Genomic DNA, 20,057 nt, shown 5'->3' on the forward strand with positions numbered 1-20,057 from the left:
TTAATGGATTATATCCATTGGTACAATCATATTAGAATCCATGGGACGCTAAACTACACGAGCCCAATTCAATATAAACTTGAACACCTTAAAAAAGTTGTTTAGTTTAGTGTTGACAGTCCAGCTTGCCCCTTTAGGGGTGGGAGAAGTCAAATGTGGAGTGTTCCTTTTGATAAATATCTTCGTTCCATTAGCCCTTGCAATACTATCTCCGATTGTAGCTAACATTTTCTTGCTTCACTTGTTTTTAGATCGTTCGTTACTTCTTTTAGCAGTAATCCTTGTCATCGCTCATAGTTATCTGTTTTTTTGCTACAGAAAGAATTTTAAGAGTGTATTAGAGAAAAAACCTCTTCGGTAATGATTAAAAAATATTGTAAAAACATGTCGTAAGTTTGAATTTTCAAAAAAATAAGTGAAGAGTAATTCACATGCTACAATATTCGTAAGGTCATACATTATTTTGAAAAAATACAAGTGGAATGGGTGATTACTATGTTAGTAGAAGATTTAATACATCAGTTTAAATTGGCAAAGGATAAAAACCCATTAGATGTCAATGAATTGCTAGATTATATTCAAAAAAGTTATATCGATGGGGAATTATGTATTGTTGAATACAAAAAGCTTTTTTTTGAGTTGGACAAACGCGGGGCACAAAAGCCAGAATCATTTTTTGTACAAGCCAGACCCTTTAGTTTTGAAACAAGTAAATTAAGTATTCGATAATTGAATTTTGAGCTAATTTTAATTTTGTAATTAATAAATCTTGTGTGGGTTGAAGAGGTATAATGAAATCAAAAAGCCACATACTAAGGCATATTTTGAAAAGTAATAAAGTCTACCATGCCGCTCATTTTAAATCAAGATAGTGTTTTCACCGAAAATGAAGTGACTTACGTTTTTATAAGTGAACGATGTTAATATTATACAAGTAAAAGTATTATTTCAGATGATTTAGAACAAATATTTATTCTGATAAGAGCTTTAGAGAAATTATTTTTATTAAGAAACTGAAAATATATAAATTGATCGAGAGAAGAAATGGAATAAAACAACAAAACAAGAGGGTGGATATAAATTCACTTTCTTGTTTTGTTGTTTTTTCTTTTTAAGCAATCTGAGTGTGAATGTTATTTTTTGTTATACAAACATTGCGAATATTTGATAATAATTGCAGATATTTTTTAGAGGAAAACATAAGTTTAGCAAAAAGGGACAAACTGTATTTGAAGTAAGAAAGGAGATGTGGGATATGACAAAAAAATTTAATAAAGGCAGCGGTAATCAAAATTCACCACAATTACATGGGCAAGCTTCCGTCAGCGGGGACAACAGTAAAGGAAACAAAAGAAATAAAGATCAGAGCGATAAAACAGATCGTGTGTAGTTTAACTAAAACAAACCGGTTATATTTAGACCGGTTTGTTTTAGTTACACGGGATGTCAAACTATTAAATACCTTATGAATTATTATATAGATATTTATTTGATTAGCAGAGTAAATTCACCTGGATTGTATTAGTTGTAAGCTAAGATAGCAAATATCATTTGTTACGTTTCTCCTCCAATATGAATAAATAGTGGAAAGATTCTTTATAAGGAGATCTTAGTTATTTTTTTCGAAAATTATTTTTCTAAAAAATATTTACTTCAAATAAATAGTTCCCCCTCCACATAATTAAGGCATACCGTTCGAATGCTAAAACGTTACTCATCTTTCCGCATAAATTTTCAAGCCAACATCTAAAAAAGAGCATTATGTATATTAAACGTGTATTTGGAAGAAGGGAAAGGAAGATATTTTGCCAATTTCTACAGGTTGTTGGAAAATAGGAAAAATTTCTTATTTTCTCAAAACCGATTGACATTGATAATCATTTTCATTTATTGTTTATATGCGAGTGATAATCAATATCAATTAAAAAATTATTAGGAGGATATGATATGTCTACTCTAATTAAACCTTTAGTGTCCAACGAAACTTTGCTTTCTACGCAAGAGATTCGAGAGTCCAATGCTAGGTCTTATCCACGACGACTGCCATTAGCAATCCAAAAAGCAAAAGGTGTCATGATTACGGATATGGATGGCAAAGAATATTTTGATTGTTTAGCCGGAGCAGGTACATTAGCTCTTGGTCATAACCATGATGTTGTTCATGAGGCGATTCAAGAGGTACTTAATAACTTAATACCATTACATACTCTAGATTTAACAACACCTGTTAAGGAAGCATTTGTTGATGAAGTATTTGCTAGTCTACCAGAGTCATTTGCTCGTAAAGCGAAAATTCAATTTTGTGGACCTACTGGTGGAGATGCAATCGAAGCAGCTCTTAAGCTTGTTAAAACAGCAACAGGAAATCGTTCCATTCTGTCTTTTCAAGGGGGATATCATGGATCAACTCACGGAACGTTAAGCATTAGTGGAACTACAAGTCCTAAAAAGCATATTCATGCCCTATTGCCTGATACACATTTCTTACCATATCCATATGAATATCGCTGCCCATTTGGAATTGGGAAGAATGGACATGAATTTATTAGTACATATATTGAGAACACATTAGATGATCCTGAAAGTGGAATTGTCACACCAGCGGGAATTATCGTGGAAATTGTTCAAGGAGAAGGTGGTTCCGTACCAGCACCTATTGAATGGTTAAGACAATTGCGACGTATTACAAAAGAAAGAAACATCCCGCTTATTATTGATGAAGTACAAACAGGCATTGGCCGTACAGGAAAGATGTTTGCATTTGAACATGCTGGTATTGAACCTGATGTGCTCGTTTTATCAAAAGCAATTGGAGGAAGCTTACCTTTATCCGTTGTTATTTACGATAAAAAATTAGATAAATGGGAATCTGGTGCACATATTGGAACGTTTAGAGGCAATCAATTGGCAATGGCAACCGGTCGAGCAACTTTACAATATATTAAGCAACATCATTTACCTGAACATGCTCATCAATTAGGGCATTACATGCAAACACAGCTGAAAAAACTTCAGCAACAAGTAAAATCAATTGGTGATGTACGTGGTCGAGGTTTAATGATTGGTGTGGAAATAGTGGATAAAACCCATGCACCTAATTCAATCGGAAGTTATCCAGGAGATGGAGAACTTGCAAAAGCTATTCAAAAAGAATGTTTTGATCGCGGTGTCATTTTAGAAGTAGGTGGAAGACACGGGGCCGTTATTCGATTATTACCGCCGTTAATTATGACAAAAGAACAAATAGATGAAGTGCTTGTTCGTTTTGAAGATGCGATAAAAGCAGCTGAAAGGAAATGGGTGAAATAAATCGTGACATCATTTGATCAATGGTTTTTATCATCGTCCGCAAATAGTATTGATAACTATTATCAATATATGTCAGAGGTAGCAAAAATAGTGGGTACCCATTATCAAAGCCTTGAAAAACCATATGAATATATTGAGATGGAGGATATCCAAAAGAAAACTGCGGAATTTGTAAAGCTTGAAAATGAAGGGAAGCTACCAAAGGATATTTTCGAGTCTATACAGCATCTGGTCATGAAGTATTCGTTACATATTTCTCATCCTGGTGCGATGGCTCATTTGCACTGTCCACCTATGATTCCAGCTCTTGCTGCTGAAGTAATTATTACAGCTCTCAATCAATCGATGGACTCATGGGATCAAAGTCCGGTAGCTACTTATATAGAAGACGGCGTTATTCAGGAAATGATTAAACAGATTAATTATCCTAAAACTGCTTCTGGAGTGTTCACGAGCGGCGGTACGCAATCCAACTATATGGCCTTGCTGTTAGCTCGTAATGAATATTGCGCTAAGCATTTTTCCATCAATGTGAGTAAGCAAGGATTACCAGCGGAAGCGCAGAAATTTCGAATTTTTTGTTCGGAAAAAGCCCACTTTACCGTACAGCAATCAGCTGCTCAATTAGGTCTTGGTATGCAATCTGTCGTAACAATAAAAACGAATGAACGCTTTGAAATGTGTCCTGAGCATTTATATGAAGAAATCGAAAGAGTAAAAAAGCAAGGGGATATCCCATTCGCAGTTGTGGCGACGATAGGAACAACTGATTTTGGAAGTATTGATCCACTTCATGAACTAAGTAAATTAACCGAAAGGGAAAATATATGGCTGCATGCAGATGCGGCGTACGGAGGCGCTTTACTATTCTCGCACGAATATAGTCATCTAGTTTCTCATTTACATAAAGCAGATTCTATTACGATGGACTTTCACAAATGGTTTTATCAGCCAGTTAGCTGTGGCGCATTTTTTGTGAAAAATGCCTCTATGTTTGAACACATTCAACTGCATGCCGATTATTTAAATCCAGAAGAAGATTCACAGCTTCATTTAGTTGACCGTAGTATTCAGACGACGAAACGGTTTGATGCTCTCAAATTATGGTTGACATTTCAAGCAGTCGGTAAACAAGAGTTTGGTGACATGATTGATTACACAATTAGAACAGCGAGACAGACAGCTGATTATTTACAAGAAAGAAAAGATATTGAATTGCTGAATACTCCTGAAATGAATGCAATAGTATTTCGTTATCAACCAAACATTCATTACAGAGATAAGCAAAAACAGCAATTATTTGAAAATGCTATCAATCAGTCCATTCAACAGCTTTTCTATGACCAGGGCCGATTGATTATGGCGAAGACAAAGAATCACGGGCAAGTCTACTTGAAACTGACCATGTTAAATCCGTTAATTACATTTGATGAAACGGTTAAACGATTAGATGAAGTTATTAGTCTAGGAAAAGACCTTGAAAAAAAGGAGGAACGATTACGTGAACACGCAACTATCAGCTAGTTTTATTACGATGCAAAACCTAATCAATTGCTATATTCGAGAAACAGGACAGGGTATATGGCGATCCGTAAACGGCATATCTAATGAAGAAGTATTAGTCATTGAATTAAAGAATCAACCAGTAACTCTTTATTTGCCTGTAAAATACCGCTCCGTAACAGGTCGGCACTTATTTAAGCGAGAGTTATGTTATCAAATCCATCATCAAGAAATGAAGGAACTTGATATGATTACACTTCTTTCACTGCTAATGAAAGAAGTAACGGATGATTTATTACAAGTTAATGATTTCATCGTACGTGTTCTTTTAAGTTATGAAAATATGAATCTATTTATTGAAAAAAGGAAACATGAATTAGAAGAATGCTACAAATGGGATAAAACATTTTTACAGTCAGAGCAATCTTTATTAATTGGTCATCAGCTTCATCCAACACCAAAAAGTCGTCAAGGTATTTTACCTGAAGAAGAATTTATATTCGCTCCGGAATTAAAAGGGAATTTTCAGCTTCATTATTTTAGAGCCCATCGTTCAATTGTTAAAGAACAATCGGCTTATAGTCAGTCAGCTACAAATATAATAAAGAAACAATTAATACAAGATAAAACAATATCAAAGGAATTTACCTTGAAATATTGTCAAGATGATGAATATACGCTCATACCGATGCATCCACTTCAAGCTCGCTTTTTACTAGGTAAAGAAGAAGTGACTAATTGGATATATAAAGAGCAGCTTACTTATTTAGGTCCGCAGGGTGGGCTCTTTTATCCAACATCCTCTGTGCGTACAGTATATAGTCCTGATGCTGATGTGATGTATAAATTCTCAATTCCTGTAAAAATCACAAATTCTTTACGTGTAAATAAGGTGAAGGAACTGAATCGTGGTGTGGAGGTAGCAAGATTACTACAAGCAAGTTTGGAAAGTGAATTACACACTCAATATCCTGCTTTTCAATTTATTAAAGACCCAGCTTTTGTCATGTTAGGCAATGAGGAACTTGGATTTGAAGTCATGATTCGTGACAATCCGTTTAAAGAAGAAGGATACAATACAACTCTTCTAGCAAGCTTATGTCAAGATCATGTATTTAATGAAGCATCACAACTCACGAACATTATTCGGAACATTTGTAATACTAACAATCTTACTACTGAACAAGCGAGTGAGATTTGGTTTAAACGTTACATCGATATCACGTTAAAACCAATGCTGTGGTTATATACACAGAAAGGAATTGCTTTAGAAGCACATCAACAAAACTCGATTATTCACTTAGATCAAGATGGCTATCCGTCAATATTTTATTATCGGGATAATCAAGGCTACTATTTTATGAAATCAAAAGAAGCGGCGTTGCGAGAGTTGCTGCCAACATTGAATCGAGAAAGTGATACTGTATGCGAAGATGCGGTTGCTGAAGAGCGTTTCCGTTATTATGTATTTTTCAATCATATATTTGGGCTCATTAATGCATTTGGAGTAAGTAATCTTATCGATGAAAGGAAGCTATTGACCCTTTTACGAGAAGAACTTAAACCATATCTATTACAAGATCATACGCAGCTCGTCACTTCACTGCTTGAGCATAATGAGCTTCCTTGCAAAGCTAATTTCTTAACACGTGTTCATGATATGGATGAATTAGTAGGAGCTCTAGAAACTCAATCCGTTTATGTAAACATAGATAATCCATTATATAAAGCAGTAGGTGTGAACCAATGAAAATGGGATTACAAACTAATTACCCGTTTACAATCTATGACTCTCGGGTGCAGAAAGAGCTTACATTTCGTCCGGTTTCTTTAAAAGAGGATTTTGACCATTTACATAGATGGATGAATGAGCCGCATGTCATTCCTTATTGGAATTTAAATATCGATAGAGATGCTTATATGCGGCATTTGCAAACATTTTTAACGGATGCTCATCAACAATTACTAATAGGTGAAATCAATGCAGTGCCGATGAGTTATTGGGAATCGTATACGGTGGAAGGGGATATCATTAGCGAATACTATTCAAACGATCCAGGTGATCAAGGTATTCACTTATTAATTGGAGAACCTGCCTACTTAGGGAAGGGATATATTTATCCATTGCTTTTAAGTATTTTAAAGAAAAAATTTGAAATTGTTGAGACGAAAAAAGTTGTAGCAGAACCAGATATCCGTAATGAAAAAATGATAGCAGTATTTAAGAAATGCGGTTTTCAGCCTATCAAGGAAGTGAAATTACCAGATAAGACGGGATTACTGCTTAGCTGTGAAAGAGAAGTATTTGAAAGAAGGTGGAGTCAATGGAACAACGGAACATTTTAGACATTATTGGCGTAGGGGTAGGTCCATTTAATTTAGGATTAGCAGCACTGCTTGAAAAAACGGAATGTACATATATGTGCTTTGAACAAAAGCCACAATTCAATTGGCATCCTGGTATGCTCCTTGAAGGAACGACCTTACAAGTTCCATTTATGGCCGATATGGTAACAATGGTGGATCCGACAAGTCCCTATACCTTTTTAAATTATTTGCATGAACATAAACGGTTGTATCAGTTTTACTTTTTTGAAAAATTTCAAATTCCGCGTAATGAATATAATCACTATTGTCAATGGGTCGCAAATCGTTTAAGAGGTTTGAAGTTTAGCAGTGAAGTTACAAACATTACGCTTCATACAGAAGAAGATACTTATTATGAAGTAACGGTTCAACATGAAGAAAGCGTTAAAACATATTACAGTCGTCACATAGTAATGGGGATTGGAACGAAACCAATTTTTCCAAAAGACTTTCAGTCGATGTATAGTGATCAATTATATCATTCAGCTCACTATAAAATGAAACGCGAACAAACATTGAAAGCAAAAAGTATTACAGTTGTCGGCTCAGGTCAAAGTGCAGCCGAAATTGTATACGATTTATTACAGCAGCAGGATGATCAAAAGTATGAGTTGAGTTGGTACACGCGTTCTAAAGGGTTTTACCCAATGGAATATTCAAAACTCGGTTTAGAGCATTTTTCACCAGATTATACACGCTACTTTTATCATTTAGAGCCTAAAAAGAAGCAACAAGTGCTACAAAACCAAGCGCTGCTTTATAAAGGGATTAGTGTCAACACCATTAGCGATATTTATGAACTATTGTATGAACGAACAATTGGTGGAGAGAAAACACCAATCAAAATTCAAGCGTTAACCGAATTATCGAATATTGAACAACAAGAAGACAGCCAACGATTAACCTTGTATCAATATGAACAAGGGGTATACCAGCAAACGGTAAGTGATGTAGTGATTTTAGCAACTGGTTATCAAAGCTCATTACCTTCCTTTTTAGAAGGAATGAAACAGTATGTAAAGTTTGATGATCAAGGACAGCTAGAAATAGATGAACAATATAAAGTTAAAACAACAGTTGATGGAGTTTCATTATTTATTCAAAATGGTGAACTTCATACACATGGAGTAGGAGCACCTGACTTAGGGCTTGGTGCTTATCGAAATGCAGCGATTATTAATCAAATTGCTGGGAAAGAAGTGTATAAACTGTATAAAAGAAATATCTTTCAGCAGTTCGGATTTTAATAAGTGATGACTCGCAATCAATTTGTCTTTGTATGCTTGTTTCTAACGATGCTGTCTGAGGTGTTATTATCTCCATTTTATCCGCAATATTTTTCAGAGGCATTTGGCGTACAAGGAGTAGAAATGACTTCTATTTTTATCATTTGCTGTCGACTTGTTGTCATCATTATGACACCTTTTTGGGGAGCTATATTAAAGAAATGGTCCATGCGACAAGTTGTAATATGCTCTCTTTTTATGACAGCTGTTTTTAAAGTCATTCTGAGTGAAAGTACAACATTTTTAAGCTTTTTAATAACATCGCTTTTATTGCTTGTATTTCAAAGCAGTTTATATCTATTGTATCCCTATTTAGTTGAAAGTATGGAACAACAAGAGGAAAAAGCGAAAAAAACAACGATTTACATGCTCGTCATGCATACAGCCATCATTGTTTCGAGTTTATTAGGAAGCTTCGTCATTACATGGGAAATGCCTCTTAAAGTATATCTCATATTTGCTTGTATGGATCTTGGTCTAATGGTCATTTTACTAGCGACAAAACTGTTATCGCCAACTGCGATAGAGAAGAAGCAACCGATGCGCATAAAAGTCAATAAACGACTCATTTACTTTTACATGATAGCTATCTTTTTCTTTCATCTTGGCCATAATGTGATTCGCCCTTACTTCACCTTGTTTGTGGAGGATAGATACGAAGTAGGTAATCAAATGAATGCTTTACTCTATGTTATGCCAAGTATGATGGCTATTATATTGAAGTTTTGTGTACCAATCCGTGTATTTAGAGGTCAAGATACACTGCTGTTGTATATAGTAACGATTCTTAGTGTGTTTTCGTTAACTATACAAGCATCTATTGATAGTCTAGGGATATTTATTATAAGTCGAATTATATACGGGGGCTGTTTTTACCTCAGTATGGTTGTATTAGATATTTATTTATTTCGACAATTCCATGAAGCGGCTACTTATTATTATAGTTGGTTAATTGCTGTACAAAATGTGGCACTGCTCTTTGCTCCTTTGTTGGCGTTAATGGTGAGTAAAGTAAGTTTGTACGTCCCTTTGCTATGCGGTGCCGTTTTATTAGTAGCAGCAATCATTGCCATAACAATTCATAACAAACCAGTAGTGCTTTATAAGAAGGTAAAGGAGAATGAAGGATGAAGATTGTAGAAACGGATCTATCCAAGTTTACGAAACAATCGTGGGAAAAAGTGAATCAACAGCTGCTTGCAAAAATGCTTCAAGAGTTTATGTATGAACATATTATTGAACCAACGGAAATACAAAAATTATCACAGGCTACATTGTATCAATGGAAAGATAAAAAAGGAGTAACTTATACGTACCAAGCAAAAGAAAGGCTATTTGATAGCTATCATGTTATAGCGAATACGATAAAAGTAACGTTTGAAAACCAAGAAATCACAGTTTCTAAAGCGCTGCAGTTACTAATCGGATTGTCCGAAGAAGAAGGAATGACAAGCTCTACAGCAGGACATTTAGCGAAAGAATATTTTCATACGTTAGTTGCTGATTTATATTTGCAAAATCAAAAATCGGCAGATGAGCTCTCTACAATGGATTACGCTGAATTGGAAGGGGAGATGACGGGGCACCCGTGGATTACATATAATAAAGGAAGAATTGGTTTTGGATTTGATGACTATGTAAGGTTTGCTCCAGAACAAAAAAATCCTATTCAGCTCTCATGGATTGCTGTTGCCAAACAAGTGTGTTCATTTCATTCAGTAGCTGCGTTGTCATTTGAAAAAATGATGAATCAAGAACTAAGCGAAGCCACACTGAAATCATTCGCTGATAGATTGAAAGAACGTCAACTAACATGTAGTGATTATTATTATTTACCTGTTCATGAATGGCAATGGTTAAATGTCATCGTTCCCCTCTTTGCGGAGTATATTGCTAATGACTTTATCGTTCCGCTTGGAGAAGGTGAAGATAGCTATTTACCACAACAGTCTATTCGAACATTTGTAAATACGACTCATCCAGAAAAATTTCATGTAAAGCTTCCGATGAGTATATTAAATACACTTGTTTATCGAGGGTTGCCTAGTGAACGATGCGTTATAGCCCCTCAAGTAACAGAATACATTAAAGGCATTCGAGATCAAGATACTTTTTTAAGAGATACGTGTAAGATAGGACTACTAGGTGAAGTGGCAACGTTAAACGTAAATCATCCTACGTTTACCAATATTCAAAATGCCCCTTATCAATATTTAGAAATGCTTGGGGTGGTGTGGAGAGAAAGTGTCTACGAAGAGTTAGAAGCAGGAGAACAAGCCCTTACATTAGCTGCTTTATTGCATCTCGATTATTCCGGGAAGGCGCTTGTGTCAACATATATTCAAAAATCCGGCTTGACACCGAGAGAGTGGATTTCTGCATTAATGAATGCTATATTGCCTCCGCTATTGCATTATTTATATCAATATGGAACAGTATTTTCACCGCATGGTCAAAATACTGTGCTTGTATTAAACAATTTTAAACCTGTTCGAATCATTATGAAAGACTTTGTAGATGATGTGAATATCAGTAACCAACCGTTTGATGAGTTACAATCATTATCCCACGAGTTAAAAACTGTATTAAGAAGTGAGGAACCTGAAGGGTTAACGCAGTTTATTTTAACCGGTTTATTTATTTGTCATTTCCGTTATTTAGCAACGATTTTAGAAGAGCATGAAGAGGTTACTGAACAAGAGTTTTGGAGTACTGTGCGTAATGAAATTTTGCATTATCAATCACAATATCCGCAGTTACATGATCGATTTAAACTATTTGATTTATTGCGTCCTAGAGTGACAAAATTAACATTAAACCGAAATCGCATGTTTGATTACGGATACGCAGATGACGGAGACCGTCCGCATGCAAGTGAATATGGAACAGTAAGAAATGCACTACATGAGGTTTCTGCATTGACAAAATAATCCTATTATATAAAAAAGAATACAACTTACTAAATAACTAATTTTCTTTATCTATTACTTATTGTTTTACAAACATACTAACATTAGTAGCACCAACCAAGGTTATGGTTTGTGCTACTATTTTTTTATAGTAGAAGTGAAGGAAGGATATAAAAAGGTAAACAAAATGCCCAACAAGTTCGTCAAATTAACATTTGTAAAAAATGTAATATAAAAAACTCTATTATCACAGTGAACGTTTGAATAAGAGTTTGATAAGAAGTTCTAAAAGACTATACAAAATAATTAGAAGAAGCCAAATTCACTAGATGGATTTAGCTCTTTTTCCTTATAAAAAGTAAGAAACATTTTAAACGTGTTGACAGAAGTAATTAATAATTCTATCATTTTAATTGTAAACTAATTATCAAAAGTAGGTTACAATTGAATAGCATATGGTTATAGGGTCGTGAGTATGCAAGAGGGAAAGTATTATAGTATTAGAATGAAAGCTAGCTTAGAAGGGGAAGAATACTAGCAATCGGTAATCTAATCTCATAGGAACCATTTTCTCGAAATGATGGAGTTGGCTTGTATATTCAATAAAATCTTACGGAAATAACCTTTTTACAAGAAACGCGTTTACTCAAATATAGATGCGTCGCTAAAAATAAGATGATTATATTGGAGGCATAACATAATATGACAAACGATATAAAACAAAAGCTAGAAGTTCCGAACATAACACCATTTTCACTTTCTTCTCCTGAGTTTCTAAGAAATCCTTACCCTATTTATGATAATTTACGTTCTAATAATCCTATTTATAGGGGGAATTCATTTAAATATCCGGGTTGGTATATAACTGGCTATGAAGAGGCTGTAGCAATTCTTAAAGATCATATAAATTTTAAAAATCGTACCCCGCTGCCTCAGACATCGAAAAAATATGAACATCTTAAAAATATCCAGAACGATATGATGCTTTTTAAGAATCAACATGACCATAAACGTTTACGCATGTTGGTTAGTAAAGTATTTAGTCCAAGTGTTGTGGAAGATTATCGTCCCTATATAGAAGAAACGGTTAATGACTTACTGAATAAGGTGCAAAATAAGAGACAAATGGATATTGTTACAGATTTTGCATTTCCTTTAGCTAGTCTCATTATAGCTAAAATATTAGGAGTACCATCAGAAGATCGCAATCAATTCAGAGAATGGGCTGTTAGCTTAATCGAAACAATTGATTTTACTCGGACAAGAGGGACGTTAGTAAACGGAAACGATACAACGATGCTGTTAATCGTTTATTTTAAAAAGCTAATCAAAAAACGGAAGCAAGCCCCTCAAGATGATCTTATTAGCATGTTAATAAGGGAGGAACAATATGGTGACAAGTTAACAGATGAAGAATTACTCGCAACATGTATTTTACTTGTTATTGCTGGACATGAGACAACAGTAAACCTCATTAGCAATTCGATTCTAACCTTATTGAATCACCCAGAGCAATTAAGGATGTTAAAGGAAAATCCATTACTGATTAAAACAGCAGTTGAGGAATTTTTACGCTATGAAAGCCCAACACAGATGACCGCTCGTATTGCATTAGAAGATATTGAACTGAATGGAGTCACCATTAAAAAAGGCGAGCAAGTATACATAATGTTAGGAGCAGCTAATCGTGATCCGAAAAAATTCGTTGAACCCAATGTGCTCGATATCACTAGAAACTTGAATCCTCATCTTGCATTTGGATATGGAATTCACTTTTGTTTAGGCTCATCATTAGCACGTCTTGAAGCACAAATAGCTATTCAAACACTCCTGCAACGAATGAATCACCTCCAATTAGCTACGTCTGACCTACAATGGAGAAAACTAATTGGTTTTAGATCACTAAAAGAACTGCTGGTCACTTTTAATTAAGTTAGATTTACTTCAATATTGAAAAGAATAGAGTAGGAGGATCTTTCTGCTGTTTGGCAGACTGTGTCACAGTATAGGCTTGTTCTTAACTGTCTACACATGTGAAAGTTAATTACGTATTGATTATAAAAAAGCTTTTAGTAAACTCAAAAAATTGAATTAAAAGTAAATAAATGAATCATTAAACTAACTAAATTTTTATAGGAATTGATAGGAAAATAGGGCATATTACCACATTCCATATAAAAACAGCAAAAGGACTTTCCAAACAAGCTCCGAGTTTAGGAATCAAATCTTTAAAAATAGTAGCACAAATCATTAACTTGGTTTGTGCTACTATTTTTAATGTAGGACTTTGTTAAACAATATTGTTGATAACACGATTTTTGGCTTATTTTCACTCTAGCTTCAAGCGTTTCATGAAGCCAGAGCAACCTTTCAATAGAGATGAAAGGTGTGTGTGACCACGCTCTCACATAAATGAACTAACAATCAACAGCATCATACAATATAGAGTCTTAATTTAAAAAGATAACAATAAAAATTCGCAAATATAAAAGATAATCTGTAAGGTATGTTAAATCAACTTGATGATTATAGATGCTTGTAGAAAAAAGGCTCTTGGGATCGTTCCTTAGAGCCTTTTGATATTTAAATAAGCGTTTTATGGCGTTCCTTTAGAGTTAATTTCCGTATTATTTTACGCTTTGTAATCTCAAGGGAAATACAAAAAATTAAGAAAAATAAATATCGGAAAAGTTTGTCCTTGGGCATAAACTTTAGTTAAGGGTCATATTTTTGCATAAGAGAAACTTTTTAGGGGTGATTAAACATGGCTGACCAAAGTAAAATTTCTAGACGTGACATTTTAAAGTTGGGATCTGCTGGTGCTTTAGGTATAGCGGGGAGTTATTTTTTAAATAATTTAGCGACTTCGACTTCTTTGGTTAAAGCACAATCGCATAGCCAAAAACACAGTAATATGAATCATAATCAAACGGTGGAAGATATTACAAAAACCTCAGGCTACAACATGGCTGAACAGTTACTAACCACATTTGATTACGGAAAAGTAAGTAAATTACCAAATGGAAAAACACTTCGTGAATATGAAATTGTGGCTATAGATAAGGAAATTGAAATTGCAAATGGGATAAAATTTCCGGGATGGACTTACAACGGGACGATACCAGGCCCTACTTTTCGTTGTACGGAAGGGGACTTACTACGTTTTCATTTCACAAATGGAGGAAGTCACCCTCACTCTATTCACTTTCATGGTATACACCCTCCAGAAATGGATGGAATTGCACCAATTTCCCCAGGGCAAACATTTACTTATGAATTTGAAGCTAAGCCATACGGAATGCAGATTTATCATTGTCATGTATTACCGCTTGCTCGCCATATTCATAAGGGATTGTATGGGAACTTTATTATTGATCCGAAAACACCAAGGGAACCGGCGTTAGAGTTAAATATGGTGATGAATGGGTTTGACTTAGATTTAGATGGCGAAAACGATTTTTATACGGTTAATGGGTATGCCTTTGCATTCATGAACCATCCGATTAAAGTAAAAAAAGACCAATTAGTTCGTATTTATCTTAGTAACTTAACGGAATTTGATTTAATTAACTCTTTTCATCTTCATGCCAACTATTTTACTTATTATCCGACAGGAAGAAAGGATAATCCTTCTCAATTTACCGATACGATCATGCAGTGTCAAGGAGAGCGCGGTATTATTGAAGTGCGCTTTCCTTATAAGGGGAAATATATGTTTCATGCCCATGTCAGTGAATTTGCTGAATTGGGGTGGATGGGATTTTTTGAAGTAGAGTAAAGGAGGGATGTAAAAATGAAAGCCAAATGGATAATCTCAGGATTAGTTCCTTTAGTTTTACTTGTGGGGGTATTAGCATGGGTCTTAATAAATGGAGCAGGAATAGAAAAAGATCCTGCTGCACCTATTGAAGTATTGAATATTGAAAGGATTAAAGTAACGAATGGAGGTTTTGAACTTTCAGTAAGTAACACCGGTCCAGAAACACTTACCATTTCACAAGTAATTGTAAATGATTCTGTTTGGAATTTTAGCGTTTCACCTGACCCTACGCTTAAACGGTTTGAAGATGGAAAACTAGCAATTCCCTATCCATGGGTTGAGGGAGATCCACATGTCATTAAAATTATCACTGAAAATGGCATTGTAACAGAAGGGGCAATTGCAGCGGCAACTTTGACTCCTGAAGCTAGCTGGAGCAACTTTTTAAACTATGGCTTTATCGGTTTTTATGTCGGAATTGTCCCTATTACTCTAGGATTATTGTGGTATCCATTTATGAAGCATTTTAAGCGGAAATGGATTAATGCTATCCTCGCACTGACTGTCGGACTTTTATTATTCCTATTTGTTGGAACACTTGCTGATGGGTTTGAGATTGGTGCTGAAGCTCCTTCCGTCTTTCAAGGAAATATGGTGGTCATAATCGGAGCTGCGCTAACCTTCTTGCTATTAATCGGATTTGATCAGTATCAGCATAAAAGACAGGAGTCCAAAGGCTTTTCACCTTTTAAATTAGCCCTTCTAATGGCTACAGGAATTGGGCTTCATAACTTTGGGGAAGGATTGGCGATTGGATCTTCTTTTGCTCTAGGTGAAGCTGCATTAGGAACATTTTTAATTATTGGCTTTACCCTGCACAATATTACAGAAGGGATTGGGATAGCTGCTCCCCTTTTAAAAACCAAGCCAAGTATAAAGGACTTCTTAATTCTCGGAACAATTGCTGGTGCACCTGCCATTCTTGGTACTTGGTTTGGTGGTTTCATTTTCTCGCCAATATGGGGTGCTTTATTCTTAGGAATTGGAGCAGGGGCCATTTTACAAGTAATTTATGTCATTACAAAAATGCTTATTGAAGATCATCGAACACATAAGGAACCATCTGTCTCATGGTTAAATCTTTCTGGATTCGCCATTGGAATGTTAATCATGTACTTTACTGCATTTTTTGTTAAGTTTTAAGGGTGGCATTAAATGATTGTAGACGTTTAAAAACTTGGTAAGAATATTAATCTAAACAACTTTTTTGCTGAAGCTATTTTGAAATGATGATAAGCGTATAAATGGAATTACAAGATTTAATGATTAGGAGGGGGAATTATGCTTCAAAATATTGGAATACCAGGGTTGATACTAACTTTAATAATCGTTCTTATAATTTTTGGTCCTTCTAAGTTACCGGAAATCGGAAGAGCATTTGGCTCAACATTAAGAGAATTTAAAAAGTCTACTAGAGATCTTGTGGTAGATGACGCAAATACAGAACCATCTAAAAACAAGGATTAATTAGCCAATTAGATTAAAAGAAGGTGTAGGCTTTGTCTTACATCTTCTTTTTTCTGGAGTGATTATCATATGCGAGTAGCTCAGCACTTGGAGGAATTACGTATGATAATCACTTTAGTTGTCTTTCTGCTGTCTTTAATACCCAGCAATGATATATGATTTAAGCTAGTGCTGTTAGGACTGAGTGGTGTCCTAGGGATTTTTAATGGAATAAGACTTATTGAAAGAAGGCAGGTTAGTGCAATAAAAATTCCTTTTTGTAAAAAATGAGATGTCTCTATTCAGAAACATCTCATTAGCATCTATTCTTTAAATTTTAACAATCTTATTGCATTTAAAATAACAATTAAGGCAGCACCTGTGTCACTTAATACAGCCATCCAAAGTGTAAGCCACCCCGGAAAGATTAAGACTAGTGCGATGACTTTAATAATGATGGAGAACCAAATATTTTGTTTAATAATCGTTAAGGCTTTTCTACTTAACTTCATTGTATGAGGAAGTTTGTCAAGATTATCCGCCATTAAAACAATATCTGCCGTTTCCATTGCGGTATCCGTTCCCGCGCCACCCATAGCGATACCTAAATCTGCTGTTGCAAGTGCTGGGGCATCATTAATACCGTCTCCAACCATAGCTACTTTGTGTCCTTCATTTTGTAATTTCTTAATAGCATCTACTTTATCCTCTGGCAATAATTCTGCGAAATAGCGATTCACATTTGCTTCGGAAGCAATCATTTTTGCAGTTCCTTCATTATCTCCGGTTAACATGACCGTTTGGTTAACTCCACTTTGTTTTAATGCTTTTAAAGCTGACGCTGAAGTTTCACGGATTGTATCAGAAACAGCAATAATCCCAATAATTTGATTTTGTGTTCCGACGATAACTACTGTTTTTCCTTTGCTCTGTATTTCTTGAACATGTTTTTTTACATCCTCTAAAGAAACATTAAGTTCTTCGAATAATCTTAGATTCCCAGCGTAAAAAATATCATCTTGAATAGTCGCTTGAACACCTTTTCCTACGATACTTTTAAATAACTCCCCATTTTTAGGTCGTATTCCTTTTTTACTGGCATATCCCACAATCGCTTGTGCAATAGGATGTGTTGAATAATCTTCTAAAGTTAATGCTATTGAAAGTAATTCTTCTTCAGATCCGTTTAACGTTTTGATTTCCGAAACTTTAGGTTTTCCTTCAGTCAAAGTACCTGTTTTATCAAATGCAATGGCCGTGATGGCACCTGCTTTTTCTAAAAACGTTCCACCTTTAATTAAGACTCCATTCTTCGCAGCGTTCCCAATAGCTGATACGATGGCAACAGGAGTAGAAATGACTAAAGCGCAAGGACAAGCTACAACTAATAGTTCCAGCCCTTTATAAAACCACTCTCCCCAAGTACCAAATCCAAGTAGTGGAGGTAGCACCATAATTGCCAATGCTAAAATAAATACAATAGGTGTATAAATACTTGCGAATTTATCTACAAATGCTTCAGTTGGCGCTTTTTGTTCTTGGGCCTCTTCGACCAAATGAATAATTTTTGATATGGTCGTATCTTCAACTAACTTAGTGACCCGAATCTCAAGGGAACCATGTTCATTTATCGTTCCTGCGTATACGGTATCACCTATTTCCTTATCTACAGGAATCGACTCTCCAGTAATAGGAGCCTGATTGACACTGGATTCCCCATGAATAATTTCACCATCTAATGGAATTTTATCACCCGGTTTAACAATGATAATATCGCCAATTATTATTTCTTCAACTGGTCTTTTAATTATCTCTGAACCAACACTGACCCAAGCTTCAGCAGGAGCGAGATCCATAAGGTTACGAATCGAATTCCTTGTGCGTTCAATCGATTTGGTTTGTAGCAAGTTACCGATTGCGAATAACCAAACAACAGTAGCACCTTCAAGCCATTCCCCTATAAGTGCAGCTCCAATAGCTGCAGCAGACATTAGAACATTCATATCTAGTGACCGACTTTTGATTGCATAGAATGCACTTTTAACTGGCTTATACCCACTTATCACCATTGCAATTGCGTATAGGAGTGTGGACATCAATGGAGAAATTCCATTAAATGAACCGATAAAACCAAGAGATATTAGTACACCAGACAAGATGACTAAACCATTTTCTTTTTTATTTTTGTGAGTCTGTATTGATTTCTTATTTGATTGTAATGAAGCTTTATACCCGATTTTAGAAACCTCAGTCATGATATCTTCGGCACTATTGGAATGTTCAATTTTCATTTTTCCAGTAGAGAAATTAACGTTGACACTTTTAACGGCTGGAATGGTATTTAAGTGATTTTCTATGCTCTTAGCACAACTACTACAGTCCATTCCTTCAATATTAAATGTTTTTATAGCCCCGTTTTGATTTAATAGCTCCGCAGAATATCCAAGTTTTTTAATTTCACTTTCAATCGGAATAAAAGCATCAGTATTACTTGCAGCCACCTGCATTTTCGCTGTACTGAAATTAACCTTTACCTCATTTATATCTTTTAGTTTACTTAAACCTTTTTCAATGGTAATTGCACAAGCAGCACAATCCATTCCATGAACTCTATATGATATTTTCTCTCCAGAAGAAAGAGAGTTTGAAATTGTCTCTCCTGTCTGTTGTTCATTACTACTACAACAGCTTGTTTTCACTGGATTCTTATCTTCTTTAATGGTTGTTTTACTGCTACAACAAGTATTAGTTTCATGCTTATGTTCACTAGGAAGGGGAGTGCTGCAACAGCTTACCTTTTCTAGTTCATTAACTGCTCCAGTCGATGAGCTGCTGCTACAGCAACCCGTTTTTTCTTGAATTAAAATTGGTATTGAATTAAAGCTATTTACTGAATCTTTGTTACTGTTACAACAACTTGAATTTTCTTGTTTTACATTTAATTTATCGGAAGAACTGCAACAACTTTCCCCTCTATTTTCAGTCGTTTTATTTGAGCCACAACATTTGTCAGCCATTTTGAACACTCCTAATCTACATGACGATCGCAACATGCAACATCATTTTGAACATCTTCAAGAACGGTATCGAACATCGTTAATAAATCTCTTATATGTTGATTACGCAAACTATAATAGCAATATTTCCCTTCATTCCTCCCCACGATAATTCCACAGCCTTTTAAACACGCAAGATGTTGTGAAATATTCGATTGATTTCCATTAATCTCTTCTACAATCTGGGATACCGTTTTTTCTTCGTCTTTTATACATTCAAGAATTTGAAGCCTTGTTTTATTAGAAAATCCATGAATTAGTTTAACTTTCATATCGATATCAATAGTTTGCATATATTTCCTCCTTACATATTAGACACCACTAATATGTTTTGTTATTATCATATTAGCAATGTCTAATA

General features: G+C 35.0%; 16 protein-coding genes. 14 read left to right on the forward strand and 2 right to left on the reverse strand.

Translation table 11 applies throughout. The annotated features are described in order from the left end of the window. The first annotated feature begins 3 nt into the window (after positions 1-3). The 14 genes from ACE199_RS15595 (at position 4) to ACE199_RS15660 (ending at position 16,661) form a co-directional block, all read left to right on the forward strand. Positions 4-105: an IS3 family transposase gene (locus tag ACE199_RS15595; protein WP_375349433.1), complete on the forward strand. Its 102-nt coding sequence runs from the start codon at positions 4-6 to the stop codon at positions 103-105. Positions 106-495: 390 nt separating this feature from the next. Continuing rightward, positions 496-729 carry a YppF family protein gene (gene yppF / locus ACE199_RS15600; protein ID WP_127760397.1) on the forward strand — a complete coding sequence of 78 codons (234 nt, stop codon included), beginning with the start codon at positions 496-498 and terminating at the stop codon, positions 727-729. A gap of 526 nt (positions 730-1,255) precedes the next feature. Continuing rightward, positions 1,256-1,390 (forward strand): hypothetical protein, encoded by a 135-nt coding sequence (locus ACE199_RS15605; RefSeq protein ID WP_375350609.1) that lies wholly within the window; start codon positions 1,256-1,258, stop codon positions 1,388-1,390. 557 nt (positions 1,391-1,947) lie between these two features. Continuing rightward, positions 1,948-3,309, forward strand: a complete 1,362-nt coding sequence (locus ACE199_RS15610) for an aspartate aminotransferase family protein (RefSeq protein ID WP_375350610.1) — start codon at positions 1,948-1,950, stop codon at positions 3,307-3,309. A gap of 3 nt (positions 3,310-3,312) precedes the next feature. After that, on the forward strand, positions 3,313-4,833 hold the full coding sequence (locus tag ACE199_RS15615; protein WP_375350611.1) for a pyridoxal phosphate-dependent decarboxylase family protein: 1,521 nt from the start codon (positions 3,313-3,315) through the stop codon (positions 4,831-4,833). After that, positions 4,811-6,562, forward strand: a complete 1,752-nt coding sequence (locus tag ACE199_RS15620) for an IucA/IucC family protein (RefSeq protein WP_375350612.1) — start codon at positions 4,811-4,813, stop codon at positions 6,560-6,562. Before ACE199_RS15615 ends, ACE199_RS15620 begins: the two co-directional genes overlap by 23 nt. Next, positions 6,559-7,158 (forward strand): GNAT family N-acetyltransferase, encoded by a 600-nt coding sequence (locus tag ACE199_RS15625; protein WP_375350614.1) that lies wholly within the window; start codon positions 6,559-6,561, stop codon positions 7,156-7,158. Before ACE199_RS15620 ends, ACE199_RS15625 begins: the two co-directional genes overlap by 4 nt. After that, a complete protein-coding gene (locus ACE199_RS15630; protein ID WP_375350615.1) occupies positions 7,137-8,426 on the forward strand; it encodes a lysine N(6)-hydroxylase/L-ornithine N(5)-oxygenase family protein in 1,290 nt (429 codons plus the stop codon). Before ACE199_RS15625 ends, ACE199_RS15630 begins: the two co-directional genes overlap by 22 nt. Positions 8,427-8,432: 6 nt before the next feature. Beyond that, positions 8,433-9,596, forward strand: a complete 1,164-nt coding sequence (locus tag ACE199_RS15635; RefSeq protein ID WP_375350702.1) for an MFS transporter — start codon at positions 8,433-8,435, stop codon at positions 9,594-9,596. Continuing rightward, complete coding sequence (locus ACE199_RS15640; protein WP_375350616.1) at positions 9,593-11,395, forward strand: IucA/IucC family protein; 1,803 nt, start codon at positions 9,593-9,595, stop codon at positions 11,393-11,395. Before ACE199_RS15635 ends, ACE199_RS15640 begins: the two co-directional genes overlap by 4 nt. A 681-nt stretch (positions 11,396-12,076) precedes the next feature. Then, positions 12,077-13,306 (forward strand): cytochrome P450, encoded by a 1,230-nt coding sequence (locus ACE199_RS15645; protein WP_375350617.1) that lies wholly within the window; start codon positions 12,077-12,079, stop codon positions 13,304-13,306. An 832-nt stretch (positions 13,307-14,138) separates the two neighbouring features. Further along, complete coding sequence (locus tag ACE199_RS15650) at positions 14,139-15,152, forward strand: multicopper oxidase domain-containing protein (protein WP_375350619.1); 1,014 nt, start codon at positions 14,139-14,141, stop codon at positions 15,150-15,152. Between the two features lie 15 nt (positions 15,153-15,167). Then, positions 15,168-16,337, forward strand: coding sequence for a ZIP family metal transporter (locus tag ACE199_RS15655; protein ID WP_375350621.1), 1,170 nt, complete (start codon positions 15,168-15,170; stop codon positions 16,335-16,337). Positions 16,338-16,475: 138 nt separating this feature from the next. Then, positions 16,476-16,661, forward strand: a complete 186-nt coding sequence (locus ACE199_RS15660; RefSeq protein ID WP_127760388.1) for a twin-arginine translocase TatA/TatE family subunit — start codon at positions 16,476-16,478, stop codon at positions 16,659-16,661. A 302-nt stretch (positions 16,662-16,963) separates the two neighbouring features. Here the strand turns inward: ACE199_RS15660 and ACE199_RS15665 are convergent, their stop codons facing one another. Beyond that, positions 16,964-19,657, reverse strand: a complete 2,694-nt coding sequence (locus ACE199_RS15665) for a heavy metal translocating P-type ATPase (protein WP_375350622.1) — start codon at positions 19,655-19,657, stop codon at positions 16,964-16,966. Between the two features lie 11 nt (positions 19,658-19,668). Then, entirely contained in the window at positions 19,669-19,989 is a 321-nt protein-coding gene (locus ACE199_RS15670; protein ID WP_375350623.1) for an ArsR/SmtB family transcription factor, read from the reverse strand. Between the last annotated feature and the right edge of the window lie 68 nt (positions 19,990-20,057).

It is taken from the genome of Peribacillus sp. Hz7 (genome assembly GCF_042136355.1).
In the GTDB taxonomy this organism is placed as follows: Bacteria; Bacillota; Bacilli; order Bacillales; family DSM-1321; genus Peribacillus; species Peribacillus asahii_A.

Coding starts and splice junctions, on each gene's coding strand:
- ACE199_RS15605 (WP_375350609.1), top strand. CDS start 1,256: ATGACAAAAAAATTTAATAAAGGCAGCGGTAATCAAAATTCACCACAA.
- ACE199_RS15635 (WP_375350702.1), top strand. CDS start 8,433: ATGACTCGCAATCAATTTGTCTTTGTATGCTTGTTTCTAACGATGCTG.
- ACE199_RS15630 (WP_375350615.1), top strand. CDS start 7,137: ATGGAACAACGGAACATTTTAGACATTATTGGCGTAGGGGTAGGTCCA.
- ACE199_RS15645 (WP_375350617.1), top strand. CDS start 12,077: ATGACAAACGATATAAAACAAAAGCTAGAAGTTCCGAACATAACACCA.
- ACE199_RS15625 (WP_375350614.1), top strand. CDS start 6,559: ATGAAAATGGGATTACAAACTAATTACCCGTTTACAATCTATGACTCT.
- ACE199_RS15665 (WP_375350622.1), bottom strand. CDS start 19,657: ATGGCTGACAAATGTTGTGGCTCAAATAAAACGACTGAAAATAGAGGG.
- ACE199_RS15660 (WP_127760388.1), top strand. CDS start 16,476: ATGCTTCAAAATATTGGAATACCAGGGTTGATACTAACTTTAATAATC.
- ACE199_RS15650 (WP_375350619.1), top strand. CDS start 14,139: ATGGCTGACCAAAGTAAAATTTCTAGACGTGACATTTTAAAGTTGGGA.
- yppF (WP_127760397.1), top strand. CDS start 496: ATGTTAGTAGAAGATTTAATACATCAGTTTAAATTGGCAAAGGATAAA.
- ACE199_RS15595 (WP_375349433.1), top strand. CDS start 4: ATGGATTATATCCATTGGTACAATCATATTAGAATCCATGGGACGCTA.
- ACE199_RS15655 (WP_375350621.1), top strand. CDS start 15,168: ATGAAAGCCAAATGGATAATCTCAGGATTAGTTCCTTTAGTTTTACTT.
- ACE199_RS15670 (WP_375350623.1), bottom strand. CDS start 19,989: ATGCAAACTATTGATATCGATATGAAAGTTAAACTAATTCATGGATTT.
- ACE199_RS15640 (WP_375350616.1), top strand. CDS start 9,593: ATGAAGATTGTAGAAACGGATCTATCCAAGTTTACGAAACAATCGTGG.
- ACE199_RS15610 (WP_375350610.1), top strand. CDS start 1,948: ATGTCTACTCTAATTAAACCTTTAGTGTCCAACGAAACTTTGCTTTCT.